Genomic DNA, 14,924 nt, shown 5'->3' on the forward strand with positions numbered 1-14,924 from the left:
TCCATTAAAAGCCGCAACCCGATACTTGCTATCTATGTTATTTACCTCAATTAAACGGATATTGCATGGCATTTCCCGCAATAGCTGTAATTGGTCAGTACGGCGCTGAATCATGGATAATAAAAATCCCAGCCACAATGCTCGAACCTCCGTGAAGCACTTCCGCCATCCGGCCCGCTATCGTCAATTTTCGCGCCAATCCAAATCAGCCATGTCATTATTGCAACTATGCAAACGTGGACTAACTTATGTCTTGCTGTTTTTTGTCCTGAGCTCGCTGCTGTTGGTAGGCGCATTAAGGTATTTGCCGGCACCGACCTCGGCATTCATGCTGCATCAACATATCGACGATCTGGCGGAAGGTAAGCCCTATAAGGGCATAGACCAACGCTGGGTAAGCCGCCTACATATTTCGCCGCATGCCTTTGCTGCAGTGATCGCTTCCGAAGATCAATTGTTTTATCAGCACAACGGCTTTGATGTCGACGCCATCGCCAAAGCCTTTAATCAATATCTGCGCGGTGGCAAGCTACGCGGCGCCAGCACCATTAGCCAGCAGGTGGCGAAGAATCTGTTTTTGAGTCCGGCGAAAAATTTCGGCCGCAAGGCTTTGGAGATATGGTTTACGCTGCTGATAGAGACCGTCTGGGACAAGCAGCGCATTCTTGAAATGTATTTGAATATTGCCGAGTTCGGCGATCATTTATTCGGTATCGAAGCCGCCAGCCGCCGCTATTTCGGTGTTTCCGCCCAACAATTGTCGCCTAACCAAGCAGCACTGCTGGCTGCCACCTTACCGAATCCGATATTGTTAAAAGCCGATCAGCCCAGCGCTTATTTACATAAACGCCAAAGCTGGATCTTGGGGCAAATGCGGACAGTAGGAAATTAACTCCGTCCGGCAGTGTTAAAGATCAAAGCGTAACCGAACTTAATCGTCAGCATCCTCGTCGCCCTGTTCGTCCTCCTCGACTTGCGGCAAGCCGGAAGCGTCGGCAATCAACTCTTTCAAGTATTTGTACAACAAACGCGCTGACTTGGGCGGCTTGCTCTCTTTGGCTTCTTTTTGCGCATTGCGTTGCAACTGGCGTAAATGCTGGCTGTCCGCAGCCGGAAATTCTTCAATGAATAGGGTCAGCTGCTGATTACCGTTGGCAGCCAACAGCAAGTCGCGCCAGCGTTCTGCCTGGTGATGTTCTCTGACGGCGTGGGCGCTGCGATTTTTCATCCGCGCCAATTTTTCCTGAATAGCGGCGGTGTCGAGCTTTCTGAGTTGTGCAGTGATGTATTTCAACAAGCGCTTTCTGGCTGAATTGTGCCCCATTTTGCCGGCATCGCGCATCGCTTGCTCTATGCTCTCGGGTAATTCGAATTCGGCGATATGCGCTGGAGATAGCGCACAAATTTCCTCGGCCATCGCGAATACTTCGGCAATTTCTTTTTTGATGCGGGTCTTATTCGGACGTATCGCGTAATACTCGACTTCTCCGTCGTCGCCTTCGGCCTCGGATTCGTCGTAATAGTCTTCTTCGTATTCTTCTTGGTAGTCTTCGTCGTTCATGTCAAACCATTGCTATTAAGAAAAGCACAAACATCACCACCAGCAACAGAGGCACAACAACGCTGGGCCAATCGGAGGGTGTTTGTTTGCTGCGCGCCAGTGCGGCTTTGATGCCGGGCTGCATCCAGAACAAAAGCAGCAGCGCCAGGGCGCCGAGTATCAGGTTTTCCCAGGTTGACAGCATGATTTGCCCGCTTTGTTGTGAGTGAGGGAAGTCGCTATCGACTTTACCATGGGGCATTCTAACAAACCTTGCCATGCAACAAGTCATTGCTTGTTGCGACAATTTAAAAGTTTTTTCTCGGAATTTATCGCTAAGCGGTTATTGCGACAGGAAAAATCCATGTTATTCACAGAAGCTGTGGATAACTCTGTGCATTGAATGTCGAAAGCCTTCGTCATTCCCCGGTAACACTGGCCCCCCGTCATATTGCACAAGATTCGCACAAATTAGTTAGCTTATAAAAATCAATAACTTAATAATACACCCTTGTATTTCAACAAGTTATTTTGTCAAGCATTTTTATACATTTAATGTAAACCGTTTAATGTGCATAACTTATTTGCCGATCGGGCAAATTTGTCGTTAAACCAGCTTTTTACCGCGGCTTTAAGCGGAGCAGGTTCTATGGTCAGCACAAATTTGCGATAATGGCCGGTTTTTAAAAAAGAGTCGTTTCATGTGGTTTAAAAATCTTGCCGTCTACCGTTTTACCGAGCCATTTATCCTGGATGCCAATGCCTTAGAGCAAAAACTGCAACAACAACCTTTTCGTTCCTGCGGCAGCCACGACGAGTTCAGCTTCGGCTGGACCGCGCCGCTGGGCAGAACCTCGGATGCGTTAGTACATGCCAATAACGGTTTCCTGATGCTATGCGGCAAAAAGGAAGAAAAAGTGGTGCCGGCGTCGGTCATCAACGAGATGCTGCAAGAGCGAATCAACGAAATCGAAGAACGCGAAGCCCGTAAATTGCCGGCCAAGGAACGCAGCCGCATCAAAGACGAATTGATATTCGAACTATTGCCGCGCGCGTTTTCGTTTTCGCGGAAAACTTACGCTTACATCGACAGCCAAGGCGGATGGTTGGTCGTGGACGCGGCATCGGCCAAAAAAGCCGAAGACATGCTCAGCCAGTTGCGCAAATGCCTAGGTTCGTTGCCCATCGTACCGCTAACCGCTACTGTCAAACCTGCCGGCGTGATGACGCAATGGCTGATCGACAATACATCGCCCAAAGACATTTTGATTGAAGACGAATGCGAACTGCGCTCGCCGGAAGAAGATGGCTCGATTATTCGCTGCAAACGCCATGATCTAGCCTTACCGGAAATCAAAAATCATCTGGATAGCGGTAAACAAGTTATTAAATTGGCGATGAGCTGGGCCGAACGAATTTCTTTTGTGCTGGATGAGAGTCTGGCGGTCAAACGTCTGAAGTTCCTCGACCTGATTCAGGAGCAGGCTGCCGATATCGAAACATTTGACGAAGTCGAACAATTCGACGCCGACTTTTCCATTATGACTGCGGAACTTGCCCAGTTCTTGCCGCGTCTTCTCGAATTATTTACTGCCGAAGGAAACACCTGATGAAAACTCGATTGTTATCCAGCTTGTTGCTGACAGCCAGTACAGCGGCATCGGCACTGACTTTGGCGCCGCCGGACAGGCCAGGCGATAGTTTAATCGGCAATCCGCCGCACGAAGTCAAATATGTCGCCGCCAAAGAGGAAGATACGCTGATTGATATTGCGGTCAATTTCCGGCTGGGCCAGGATGAGATAGTCCTGGCCAATCCTTATGTCGATCGGTGGTTGCCGCGCGCGGGCACTCAGGTGCGTATACCCAGCAGTTTTTTGCTGCCGAATGCACCACGGGAAGGCCTAGTGGTTAATCTGCCGGAAATGCGGATTTACTATTTCGCGGACTCACATAGAATTGAGACTTATGCCATTGGCATCGGCAGGGAAGATAACTGGAAAACACCGCTGGGCAAAACACGTATTGCAGGGAAAACCGAAAATCCTTCCTGGACGCCGCCACCTTCAATCATCGCGGAACATTTAGCGGATGGCGATGTGCTAGACCCATATTACCCTCCCGGCCCGAATAACCCGTTAGGTTTATATGCGTTTAAACTGGGCTTGCCTGGGTATCTGATTCATAGCACGAACGTTGTCAATGGCATTGGCATGCGCGTCAGTCATGGATGCATGCGCATGTATCCTGCCGACATTGAGCAATTTTTTCCAATGGTAAAGGTTGGAACCCAGGTCAATATCGTCAATCAGTCGATCAAAGTCGGCTGGTATCACGATACTCTATATATGGAGGTGTATCCTGAACTGGAAGAGACGCCAGCCACCTATGAGCAACGGTTACATACTGCGCTGGGCCTAATAGAGCAAGCTAATGGCGGTCAAATGCCGGTGGTGAAAGGCTCCATTTTAAAAGCCGCCGTAGAGAAAGCTACCGGAGTCCCCGTTGCCATCTACGAACGTCCTACCCAAGTGCCAGCAGTTGTGCAAAGCCAGGTGGCGCCAATTAAAAACTAGCGGCAATAAAAAAGCCCGTGGCCTTGCGGCTCACGGGCTTTTTAAAATCAACAACAGCAGTAAAGCTTATTTGTGTTGTGATTTTTTGAACATACGGTCCAATTTGCTGTTGGTATCTTGAGCATATTGAGCAGCACGGTTAGCAGCAGCTTCAGCAGCGGCAGCTTTTGCAGCAGCTTCAGCAGCAGCAGCTTTTGCAGAAGCAGCGTCAGCAGATGCAGTAGCAACTTTACCTTCCAAAGTGCCTACTCTTGCGTCCAAAGCTTCCAGGTCTGAAGTGCTTGCGCAACCGGTTGCCAAAACTGCAATTGCAACAACTGCTGATAATTTAATAGCTCTCATCATGGTTTTCCCCTTGATTGTGGTTTCAAAAAATAATAAATGAAAAACGGTGGTAATTGTCCAACATTTTTTTGGATTATACCAACATTATTTCACCGTTACGAGTGTCCCTTTTTCTACCCATTGGCTCAACTGATCAATCTGATCATTTGTCAACGCGATACATCCGTGTGTCCAATTCATGGATCTGTGGATAGACAGACTACCACTGCCCAGGCCATGAATACCGATTTGCCCACCGAGATCGGTATTTTGCGGCGGAATTTGTCCGGCAGAATGCGCTCTGGCAATAGCTTCGTAAGTGTCTAGATCGATTTTGCCTTTCTTCAAGGCATTATCGGCATTGTCTACATTGGGATAGGTCAAGCCGAAGAATTTGCGGAAGGCGCTTTTTTCGTTAATCCAACCGATTCGATAATTGCCGAGCGGCGTGATGTCATCTCCCCGATGATTTTTCTCACCCGCACCGTTACGGCCGATGGCGATGTTTTCCAATACGGCAACCGTCTTGTCGCCTTTTCTGACTTCCATGCTCTGAGTCTGCGTATCGACCAGCAACCATACATCCTCGCCGGCGAAACTGCGCGCCGACACGGTGCAACCCATCACAATCAAAACACCTAATAATTTTTTCTTTAGCATAGCAATCTGTAAATAATCAAAGTTTTGGTGTAATTTAACCCTTTCGAACCGTGGTATTACAAAGGGTAGCATATGACAACAACAATCACCAAAACCACTCCCTACGACGATCAAAAGCCCGGCACATCAGGCCTGCGCAAAAAAGTTAAAGTCTTCCAACAACCCAAATATCTGGAAAACTTCGTCCAATCAATCTTCGACAGCCTTGAGGATTTTCAAGGCCAAACCCTAGTGATTGGCGGCGATGGCCGCTACTTTAACCGTAAAGCCATCCAGATCATCATCAAAATGGCGGCGGCCAACGGTTTTGGTAAACTCATTATAGGCCAAGGCGGCCTGTTGTCCACTCCTGCCGCATCTAATATTATTAGGAAATACAATGCTTTCGGAGGCATTGTTCTATCGGCTAGTCACAATCCGGGCGGCCCAGAAGAAGATTTCGGCATCAAATACAATGTCGGTAACGGCGGCCCTGCCCCGGAAAAGCTCACGGACAAGCTCTACGAGAACACCAAAACTATCACCGGCTATAAAAAAGCCCGCTTCGGCGACATTGACCTGGATGCTATCGGCGAAGTCGAGAAGGGTGGCGTGAAAATTCAAATTATCGATTCGGTAGCCGACTACGCCGAATTGATGGCAAAAATCTTCGATTTCGACCTGCTCAAACAAAGTATCCATAACGGCTTTATCACACTGCGTTTCGATGCGATGCATGCTATCACCGGCCCTTATGCCAAGCACATTCTGGAAGACACGCTGGGTGCGGCACCCGGTTCGGTGTTTAATGCGGTACCGCTGGAAGATTTCGGCGGCGGCCATCCGGACCCGAACATGGCCCACGCCCACGAACTGTGCGAAATCATGCTCGGCGCCAACGCTCCCACTTTCGGCGCAGCCTCGGACGGCGACGGCGACCGCAATATGATTATGGGCGCCAACATCTTCGTCACTCCTAGCGATAGTCTGGCGATTATGGCTGCCAACGCCAAACTGATTCCGGCTTACGCCAAAGGTATCAGCGGCGTGGCCCGCTCGATGCCGACCAGCCAGGCAGTTGATCGGGTTGCCGATAAATTGAGTCTGCCTTGCTACGAGACGCCGACAGGCTGGAAATTTTTCGGCAACTTGCTCGACGCCGACAAAATCACCATCTGCGGCGAAGAAAGCTTCGGCTCCGGCTCCAACCATGTCCGCGAAAAAGACGGTTTGTGGGCAGTATTATTTTGGTTGAATTTGATAGCCCGCAAACGTGAATCGGTGGCAGACATCGTCCACGAACATTGGCAAAAATACGGCCGCGACATTTATTGCCGCCACGATTACGAAGCGGTCGATTCCGAGATCGCCAGCGGCATTGTCGAGTATTTGCGCAGTCAGTTAAGCAGTCTGCCCGGCAAAAGCTGGGGCGATTATGAAGTCAAATTTGCCGACGAATTCAGTTACACCGATCCGGTCGACGGCAGTGTCAGTAGCAATCAGGGCATCCGCATTGGTTTTGTGAACGGCTCGCGCATCGTATTCCGGCTGTCCGGCACCGGTACGGTCGGCGCGACTCTGCGTATTTATCTGGAACGCTACGAGCGCGATGTCAGCAAGCACGATCAGGAAGCTCAGGTTGCGCTCGCGGAGTTGATAGCGATTGCCGAGCAACTTTGTGAAGTTAAAAAACGCACCGGCAGAACCGAGCCCGACGTTATCACTTGATCGATACCGACGGCATAAAACGTTAGGTCCGGCAAACAAGCCCGGCCTAACGGGGTTGCCCATAAGCATCCCGCAAAATCTGCTCCGCAGTGCGGCCAGCCTCCGCCAGCGCTTGAGCTCGAACAATGGACAGCCCCAAGCCATGTCCGGCGCCCATGCCTGCAAATTGCCAAGCTTGACCATCCGTGGCTTTTACCGAATCCGGACAAGAAGGTAGCTTCAATGTATTACGAAAAATCTCGCAACTGACGGCTTCTTCACTGTCAGGATAAATCAGCCGGATAAATAACTCGCCATCCTTTCGACGTTCGCGGCGAATCTCCAAGATTTGATTTTCCGCAAACGCCCGCCGCAACTCGTCGCCCGAGAGCTGTCGCTGCCAGCGCTGATCGCCGCCGTTAGCGAACGATAACCAATTCAATCCGGATTCGGCCGCCAGCTTATCCAAATACTGCATCAACTCGATATCGATATGGCTACTACGGCGCGGCTTGTCGCCAGGCGGTTCGCCAAGAAAAACCATACAATGCGTGGTATCACATAGCGAGTTTGAATCGTTATGCCTATGGCTGCCGTGACTACCGTTCCAGGCAATCACCGCACGCATCGCTGCGCGGGCTTCGCCGGTCAAATTTTGCGCCTCGGCGGCTAGGACACCGTCGACATAGCTATCGACATCGGTTTCCAATACCGAAATATCTCCTTCAACATTTTCCCGCAGAATCCCTTGAACTAATCGCTCGGAACGGCTACCGCGCGCGGTAGACACGATATGAAATTGTCCGCAAAGCGAAAACTTGCCGCGCCGGCTATCCAGCTCCGGACATGCGGCCCACGCTTCCCAACTGTTGCGATCAGTAGGCGCCAATAAACGCACACGAACCTCGGCAAAGCGGCTCGGATAAACTTGCCGCCATTTTCGCAATAAAGGGGCGGCGCTATTCAACACCGTAGCACCATGAACTCCGCGCTGGCGAAAAATCGCCAGAAACAGTGGATTTGGCACCGGCCAAGCCAACAGCAAATGCCCAACCAAGGGTTGGCCAGAGCGGGTGGATACGGTGCCGGTTTTTGCCAATGCTTGCATTTGCCGCAGCAACTTTTTATCGGCTTCATGCTGACCGGCCAAAGTCGAATTGGGCAAAACGCCGTTTTGACTTAGGCCAGTAAAGTAATCAGGCTGGGAAAGCAATGCCGCCCGCATTACTAAAGCCAACTCCGGCAGACTGGCTTGTAAAGCAAAATCGCCATCGTTGTTGCGTTCGCCTAAATATGCTCGCCAAACTTGCGATTCTACCGGCGGCGCTTGCACTGGAAATTGCTGTTCGGATATCGGCGATAGCAACAAGCGGTAACGCTCCACTTGAAATTGTTCCCGGCGCTGCAGCAACTTGTCGGTATCGCTTGTGACCAATTCTCTCCCCAACAACTCGGGATTTGCTTGCTTCAAGGCTGCTGCGTACGGCACTTTCAACAAGGATCCGGGCGGTAATCGGCTAAGAATATCGCCGCCGCTTTCCAATATCCTTCCAGACAACAGGTTCATTACTAGGTACGAACTAACTCCCGCATCGTTGAAGGCCTCTCCCTGCAACTCCTTTATTTTCGCCGGCGCGGCACAAGGCTCGCTCGGCCAATCGGCATCGACTATCAGACGCGCCAATACCCTCCTGTCCTTATCATCCAACTCCGCACCTTGCCGGATATGACGTTTAAGTCTTTGCAATTCCGCTACGCCGACCGGACCGTCTAATTCCATGCCCGCCAACTCGCCGCTAAAGCGCATCGCCGCAGCCTCTTCCGCCCAAATTGGAAGACCCCCGGCACAACTGCGGTGACTGGCTTCGTGAAACAGCTCGTGGCGTAGATAAACCGCTTCGCTCAAGCTACCCTGCGGCTGTTGCCGCAGATAAATACTACCAGGCCGCCAGCCGCCGGCATGTCTGCCGCTGAACTGCCCATCGGTCAGCGCCGGAAACACCCGCACCGGATCATCTTCGCTAGGAATTCGATACCCAAGCCCTCCCAATTCCTTAACGGCTTGAGTTCCGCTTTGCCGCAATTCGGTTTGCTGGGTCAACGCGCCAAAAAACAGAATCGCCGCGCCGAGATCAAACAAATAGTGCAACCACCGGCATCGGCTCAATTGCCCGCGCATTTTAATTTTAGGGATTACATTGAGCATGATCGAACAGCAAATTACCAAAGGGCAAGAAAGCACACCTAGAGGCTAAATAGTCGATTTTACGATTTAAATTGACAATCGGTCGAATCAGCCTAGAATGAGGCTCAGCTAGAAAATACGATTTACCCTTTGTTTACCAGCTCGATGTCTCTTCAGTAGTCCTTCGTCCTTGTTTTTCATTAAGTAATTTCCACATTTACCAGCGTTACCAGCCTTACTTTGGCTAAGGCTTTATCTAAAATTTTTATAGGACTTATTATGTCTACAATGACAACTGGCGTCGTAAAATGGTTTAACTCTGACAAAGGCTTCGGCTTTATCGAACAAAAACAAGGCCCTGACGTTTTCGTACATTTCAAAAACATTCTGAACCCAAACAACAGCTATAGAACGCTGGACGAAGGTCAGCATGTACAATTCAAACTGGGCCGCGGCCCTAAAGGCCCACAAGCCGAAGAAGTAACCATCATCTAAATATTTAAGCCGTAGCTGCCATTTGCACCTACGGCTTTTTTGTTAGATGTAGTGGAAGTCGCACGGCTTCCACTTTTTCTCCTCGCATTACCCAACTTAGCTCGTTAGACTGCGAAAGCCCCTTCCGCAAAACTATTTTTCCGCTTGACCGTCTTTCTTCAAGCATCCCAGCTTTGCTAGAATAACCCGCTTACCGTCCATCGGCATCTGACGGAGTGTAGCTCAGCTTGGTAGAGCACTGCCTTCGGGAGGCAGGGGCCGGAGGTTCGAATCCTCTCACTCCGACCAGTAACCCCAGTGTTTACGGGAAAAAAACAGACATTAAAACCGAAATAAACCGACATTAACCGCCCGTAATGTCTGTTTTTATGTACGTTTTTCGGCGAACAATTCAACCGCTTTATTGCCCGCATCCGGCAGGCTATCCTTGATAAATCTCGCGTAGGCTTTGGTGGTCATGATCACCGAGCTGTGTCCCATTTGTCGGCTGATCCATGGCAGCGATTCACCGGCTGTGAGCATCATCGAGGCATAGGTGTGGCGGGTCTGGTATGGATTGCGGTAACGCACGCCGGCACGTTTCAGTGCCCAGCCCCAAAACTTTCTGATTTGTCGGTCGCCTGTCCAGGGCTTACTCGTGTTCGGGTTTTTGAATACATGGCGGCCGTCCAGAAATGTATGGTGTTTTTGGTCGTCGATGGCGGCTAATGCAGGCTGCAACAGCTTGACTTCGCGAAGACCGGCTCTGGTTTTGGTGGTTTCCGGTTTTCTGGCATGGAATGTTTTCGCGCGTTTGATTTGCACTACGCCTTTTATGAAATCGATATCGGTCCATTCCAGGGCGATGGCTTCGCTGGGGCGTAGTCCGGTCCAGAACGAGAATTGAATCAAATTGCGGTGCTGGCCATTCAGTGCCGACAATATGGCTAACTGCTCTTCGGCGGTGAATGGGTCCACGTCTTCGGTCTCTTTCGGCGCTTCAGCTCTGCGGAATCTAAAATCAGACAACGGATTGCTGTCGATCAGCTCGTCGTCAACGGCGTCCTGCAGCGCGGCGCGCAATACCGATGTCAGGTTGGCGATAGCTTTGTTGGAGCATGTTTTGGTTTCGCACCAGGCTCGCATATCCTTTTTTTTGATATCGGCGATGGTGATATCGCCGAGTCCGGTTTTTAGCTGTAGGATGGCGCGGCGGTAGGTATCGTAGGTGCTGGCTTTGAGGTGCCTTTCCTTGCGGTCCAGCCATTTATTCAGCCGGGATGAAATGGTTAGCGCGGCTTGTGGTTTGAATAGTTCTGCGCGCTTGCTGTCCGGAAATGTGGCGGAATAGTCGAATGTTCCCAGTGAGATCGCGGCGAGGATTTCTTCCCTGAAAACCTCTAGGCGTCGAATGTTGGCAGGCGTGGAGGGTGTCCTGAATTTTGTGTAAACGGGATTTAATTATCGATTGGGCATCCTGTCTTCAAACTGAATGCTAAACCGATTCAACGCGGCTTTCCAGTCATGCAAAGGCATGGTCCATTTTTTACTGATATTCATCAGGGCCAAATAGAACAATTTCGACAAGGCTTCATCACTGGGAAATGAACCGCGATTCTTGGTGATTTTCCGCAAACTCATGTTGACCGACTCAATGGCATTGGTGGTGTAAATGATGCGGCGTATCTCCGGCGGATAGTCGAAAAAGGGGATGATCCGATCCCAATGACGTCGCCAAATTTGGGCAATGGGAGGGTAGGCCTCGTTCCACTGCACCTCGAACTCAGCCAGCTTCTGCTCCGCCTTGGCGACGGTGGCTGACTGGTAAATCTGCTTGAGATCGGCGGCGATCTGTTTGCGCATTTTCCAGCCGACATAGTTGAGGCTGTTGCGGACCAAATGCACGATGCACAGTTGAACGGCTGTGTGTGGATAGACGGTTTCAATCGCTTCGGGAAAGCCTTTCAAGCCATCGACACAGGCGATGAAGATGTCTTGGACGCCGCGATTTTTCAGGTCTGTCACCACCTGTAACCAGAACTTGGCACCTTCGGTTTGGGCAATCCATAAGCCCAGCACTTCCTTTTCCCCGCTTAGGTTAATTCCAATCGCCAGATAAACGGCCTTGACCCGCACCGCACCGGTATCGCGCACTTTGACGTGGATGCAATCGAGATAAACGATGGGGTAAACCGGGTCGAGCGGTCGCGTTTGCCAGGCTTTCACTTCCTCAATCACGGCGTCCGTCACTGAGGAAATCAAGCTAGACGACACTTCAGTGCCATACAGCTCTTCCAGATGGCTCTGGATTTCCCTGACCGTCAGCCCTCGGGCATAAAGCGAAATAATCTTGTCGTCAAAGCCCGTCCAACGGGATTGGTGTTTGCCAATGATTTGCGGCTCGAACTGACCATGACGATCACGTGGAATCTCAATCGGCAATGCGCCAAAATCACCTTTCAGCGTTTTACGGCTTTTGCCGTTGCGCGTATTCCCCGTAGCATTACTGACAGACTCATGCTTGCCATGCCCCAGATGTTCGGTCATTTCAGCTTCTAAAGCCCGCTCCACCAGCGCCTTGGTGAGTTGTTTCAGCAGGCCATTTTCGCCCAGCAGGTCTTCCGGTTTTTGATAGCCGGACAATAAGGTATCGATTAGGTCGGTTGGGATCGATTTGGGTAAGGTCATAGTTACTCCTCAAAGTAAGGGCAGTTTCCTGCCTAATGACCGTTTACACAAAAATTCTTACACCCTCATGTTAGGGAACCTCTGATTAATACCCCGCGAGCGATATAATTCAGCAATATGTACACCAGATTTAGTTATAACTCCCCCTTCGATTGCGATAGAGCAAGTTCGGTCATAACCGGCCACTGGGGTTGCGAAATTTTCCATCCCTAAGTTCAGCAAGTGGCAGCTTTTCGGCAAGCAACTTTGCGTTCTCTTTGGCTCGACCCGGCCATTATCGGAATTCAATGACAGCTTTCGGGCGATGAATCTGAAGAGCAGACGGTCGCCAGGCGACCCATAAAAGTCAGTCGCAAGTTTCCAATAAACGGCTGGTTTAGTACCTACAACGGACTACCAACTTCCATCGTTTGTTCATACCGTATTACTTTGGCACCTGAATCAGCTTGGCAGACGTCCACGAACACAAAAATATCGCTTGACTGAGATTAAATCTTGGTAAGATCATCTACGGAAAAGGTTGGCGGCTTTTGGCGCATTGAAATTAATTATTTAATGCCATCCTAGAAAATTATTTTTATAAATTTAGTTTAAAAATAAAGGAGATCTAAAACGTATGTCGCAACCTAATTTAGCTCGAGCCACAAAAATAGCTCAACATCTTCTTAACCCAATAACAGCCATACTAAATCGTTTACTACCAACTTTTGCCAAAGATACGCTTGAGCAAGATAGCACTCGTGATCTTATCGTTAAACAGGCTGATGAGTTACTTCTCGCAGAGGTTCCTGCTGCTGCAATTATTCCCCGCGCTGCGCGACATCGTTTAATTAGGCGTGTATTGGATGGATTGCTTGATAATCTACTCCTTTCTGAAATCGAAGCAAAATTAACCGCTATAGCTGATGTCGGGGTGGAGGGCATGGGGGTAGCCCCCTTTGCTTCGGAGAAAAATAATCCCCTTGCTGAAATCTCTTTAGGCGTCCGTGGCATAACGATACGAGTAATAGTGGATGCATCCTCCGATGACGTCCTTAAGGAGGTTAGTGATCAATTGACAGGATGGAGAAAACCGCAAGCGATGGAAGAGCTAACCGGGTTTTATACCGTGCGTCCTCTCGAAGATTTAAACCCTACAGTAAGTGAAGCTTGGAGTTTGGCTTATAAGCTCTCCCAAATTGAGGGTATCCTGAGCGCAGAGCCAGCGATACGTCAATTGCCAGAAACCCCCAATTTCAAAGAGCTCGGTGCCGAAGCCGCGACAGCCGCAGGGCCTGTTGCGTTTATCAAGACGTTCGGAATGCAAGATCATGGAGTGCCTCAAGCCAAGACGGCTCCAGAATGGTCGCTCGAAAAGACATATGCCAAAGCTATTTGGACTGTGGGAAATTATGGTAAAGACGTACTTATAGGGCATGTGGACACAGGTTATACAGAGCACCCTGAGATCATTTCGAACATCCGTAAAGACCTAGGCTACGACACATGGGACGATGACGCAGATGCTAAAGACGATCTTGACTCATCTTTGTGGGACAAGGTTCGAGCCAAAATGCCGGTGACCAATCCAGGCCACGGAACAGGTACTGGGAGCGTCATTGCCAGTCCGCAAGGTTGGCAAGTAAGCCCCCCTATTGGCCCCAGCCCTGTTTGCGGTACTGCGCCTAATGCAAGCATTATTCCCATTCGGGCTACGCCGTCGGTAGTAATTCTGCCGACAGGAAGCTTGGACGAAGTGGCGCAAGGAATTATCAAGGCAGTGAAAAGCGGAGCACGGGTAATTTCAATGAGCCTTGGTACGCCCTGGGGAGCCGATGAGCTTGAGTTGGCAGTGCAATACGCATTGGATCGTGGGGTCATAGTCTGCGCAGCAGCCGGCAACGTGGTTTTGGCTGAATCATGGCTAACTGCGGTGACCTACCCAGCCGCTTATCCTGGTGTTATTGCGGTTGCGGGTTGTGATTATTTTTATCGGCCATGGAGAGATACCTGTCGAGGGAAAGAAGTTGTAGTTACCGCGCCCGGCACGGATGTCTGGCGGGCAACAGCTGAACTTGATGGCTTTTGGCCATGGGAAAAAGAGACCGTTTTCAGCACTGGGCAGGGCAGCGGCACTTCCTTTGCTGTCGCTACCGTCGCTGGTATCGCGGCCTGCTGGTTAAACTATTGGGGGGGGTGGGACAGCTTGCTGCAAAAGCTTGGCGACAATCCCCGTTCTATTCCCGAAGCATTCCTTGAGTGTATACATCAACATAAAGCCACTAATATAAATATTCCGAATTCCGCCCCGCCTGATTTGCCAGATTATCCAGATTTTCAGAGCCAAGACTTCGGGAAAGGTGTTATCAATGCCCAAGAGCTAGTCAAGATCGATCCATTGGAGGCGCTCAAACAGAAACAGGCTGCAGTAGCAGTGCCTTTAGTTGCACCTGTTTCTCATGTTAGCGTAGCTGACAAAATTCTATCTGATATGCTGAGGCTATTGCCTAGAGTTGAAATTGAGAAGTTAAGGTCGGCCTTAGCCTCAGATTTAGGCTTGACTGAAGCTAAGCTGGATACATTTTTAGAATCTCACGGACGAGAGTTGCTCCATCATGCGGCAACCTCCAGCGCGTTGCGCACCCGCTTGCGCGAAATTACGGAAGCACAGCCTCCATCGCCTGTTGCTGCAGCCACCGCCCTTGCGGTTACGGCAACAGCTGTACCTTTCTATAATGATTCGCTGATTGCGCAACTAGGCTTGCGCGGCTCAGATGAGCTGAGAAAAGATTTGCTCTAAGTATCCTCTGAAA

Annotated in this window: 13 protein-coding genes and 1 tRNA gene; 7 read left to right on the plus strand and 7 right to left on the minus strand. The window is 50.2% G+C overall.

Features of this window, described 5'->3' with window-relative positions:
- Nucleotides 1-112 precede the first annotated feature (112 nt).
- Nucleotides 113-892, plus strand: a complete 780-nt coding sequence (gene mtgA, locus ACH50O_RS17310; RefSeq protein WP_446808998.1) for a monofunctional biosynthetic peptidoglycan transglycosylase — start codon at nucleotides 113-115, stop codon at nucleotides 890-892.
- 39 nt (nucleotides 893-931) lie between these two features.
- Here mtgA and yjgA read toward each other — a convergent pair whose 3' ends face one another.
- Both yjgA and ACH50O_RS17320 read right to left on the minus strand, forming a co-directional pair.
- Complete coding sequence (gene yjgA, locus ACH50O_RS17315; protein WP_446808999.1) at nucleotides 932-1,561, minus strand: ribosome biogenesis factor YjgA; 630 nt, start codon at nucleotides 1,559-1,561, stop codon at nucleotides 932-934.
- 1 nt (nucleotide 1,562) lies between these two features.
- Nucleotides 1,563-1,802, minus strand: a complete 240-nt coding sequence (locus ACH50O_RS17320) for a hypothetical protein (protein ID WP_446809000.1) — start codon at nucleotides 1,800-1,802, stop codon at nucleotides 1,563-1,565.
- A 439-nt stretch (nucleotides 1,803-2,241) separates the two neighbouring features.
- Here ACH50O_RS17320 and rdgC point away from each other — a divergent pair, with 439 nt between their 5' ends.
- Nucleotides 2,242-3,150: a recombination-associated protein RdgC gene (gene rdgC, locus ACH50O_RS17325; RefSeq protein WP_446809001.1), complete on the plus strand. Its 909-nt coding sequence runs from the start codon at nucleotides 2,242-2,244 to the stop codon at nucleotides 3,148-3,150.
- Nucleotides 3,150-4,115, plus strand: coding sequence for a L,D-transpeptidase family protein (locus ACH50O_RS17330; RefSeq protein WP_446809002.1), 966 nt, complete (start codon nucleotides 3,150-3,152; stop codon nucleotides 4,113-4,115). The genes rdgC and ACH50O_RS17330 overlap by 1 nt, the downstream gene beginning before the upstream one ends.
- Nucleotides 4,116-4,181: 66 nt before the next feature.
- Here ACH50O_RS17330 and ACH50O_RS17335 read toward each other — a convergent pair whose 3' ends face one another.
- Nucleotides 4,182-4,460, minus strand: a complete 279-nt coding sequence (locus ACH50O_RS17335; RefSeq protein ID WP_446809003.1) for an Lpp/OprI family alanine-zipper lipoprotein — start codon at nucleotides 4,458-4,460, stop codon at nucleotides 4,182-4,184.
- Between the two features lie 84 nt (nucleotides 4,461-4,544).
- On the minus strand, nucleotides 4,545-5,099 hold the full coding sequence (locus ACH50O_RS17340) for a L,D-transpeptidase family protein (protein ID WP_446809004.1): 555 nt from the start codon (nucleotides 5,097-5,099) through the stop codon (nucleotides 4,545-4,547).
- A 72-nt stretch (nucleotides 5,100-5,171) separates the two neighbouring features.
- Here ACH50O_RS17340 and ACH50O_RS17345 point away from each other — a divergent pair, with 72 nt between their 5' ends.
- A complete protein-coding gene (locus ACH50O_RS17345; protein WP_446809005.1) occupies nucleotides 5,172-6,806 on the plus strand; it encodes an alpha-D-glucose phosphate-specific phosphoglucomutase in 1,635 nt (544 codons plus the stop codon).
- 46 nt (nucleotides 6,807-6,852) lie between these two features.
- Here ACH50O_RS17345 and ACH50O_RS17350 read toward each other — a convergent pair whose 3' ends face one another.
- Nucleotides 6,853-8,934 carry a hypothetical protein gene (locus ACH50O_RS17350; protein WP_446809006.1) on the minus strand — a complete coding sequence of 694 codons (2,082 nt, stop codon included), beginning with the start codon at nucleotides 8,932-8,934 and terminating at the stop codon, nucleotides 6,853-6,855.
- Between the two features lie 324 nt (nucleotides 8,935-9,258).
- Here ACH50O_RS17350 and ACH50O_RS17355 point away from each other — a divergent pair, with 324 nt between their 5' ends.
- Entirely contained in the window at nucleotides 9,259-9,465 is a 207-nt protein-coding gene (locus tag ACH50O_RS17355; protein WP_192377116.1) for a cold-shock protein, read from the plus strand.
- Nucleotides 9,466-9,676: 211 nt separating this feature from the next.
- Nucleotides 9,677-9,753, plus strand: a tRNA-Pro gene (locus tag ACH50O_RS17360).
- A 78-nt stretch (nucleotides 9,754-9,831) separates the two neighbouring features.
- Here ACH50O_RS17360 and ACH50O_RS17365 read toward each other — a convergent pair.
- Together ACH50O_RS17365 and ACH50O_RS17370 are read right to left on the minus strand one after the other, a co-directional pair.
- Nucleotides 9,832-10,857: a tyrosine-type recombinase/integrase gene (locus tag ACH50O_RS17365; protein WP_446812168.1), complete on the minus strand. Its 1,026-nt coding sequence runs from the start codon at nucleotides 10,855-10,857 to the stop codon at nucleotides 9,832-9,834.
- A 48-nt stretch (nucleotides 10,858-10,905) separates the two neighbouring features.
- Complete coding sequence (locus ACH50O_RS17370) at nucleotides 10,906-12,132, minus strand: IS256 family transposase (RefSeq protein WP_446809007.1); 1,227 nt, start codon at nucleotides 12,130-12,132, stop codon at nucleotides 10,906-10,908.
- 616 nt (nucleotides 12,133-12,748) lie between these two features.
- Here ACH50O_RS17370 and ACH50O_RS17375 point away from each other — a divergent pair.
- Entirely contained in the window at nucleotides 12,749-14,911 is a 2,163-nt protein-coding gene (locus ACH50O_RS17375) for a S8 family peptidase (protein ID WP_446809008.1), read from the plus strand.
- Nucleotides 14,912-14,924 lie beyond the last annotated feature (13 nt).

It is taken from the genome of Methylomonas sp. 2BW1-5-20, from assembly GCF_052474515.1.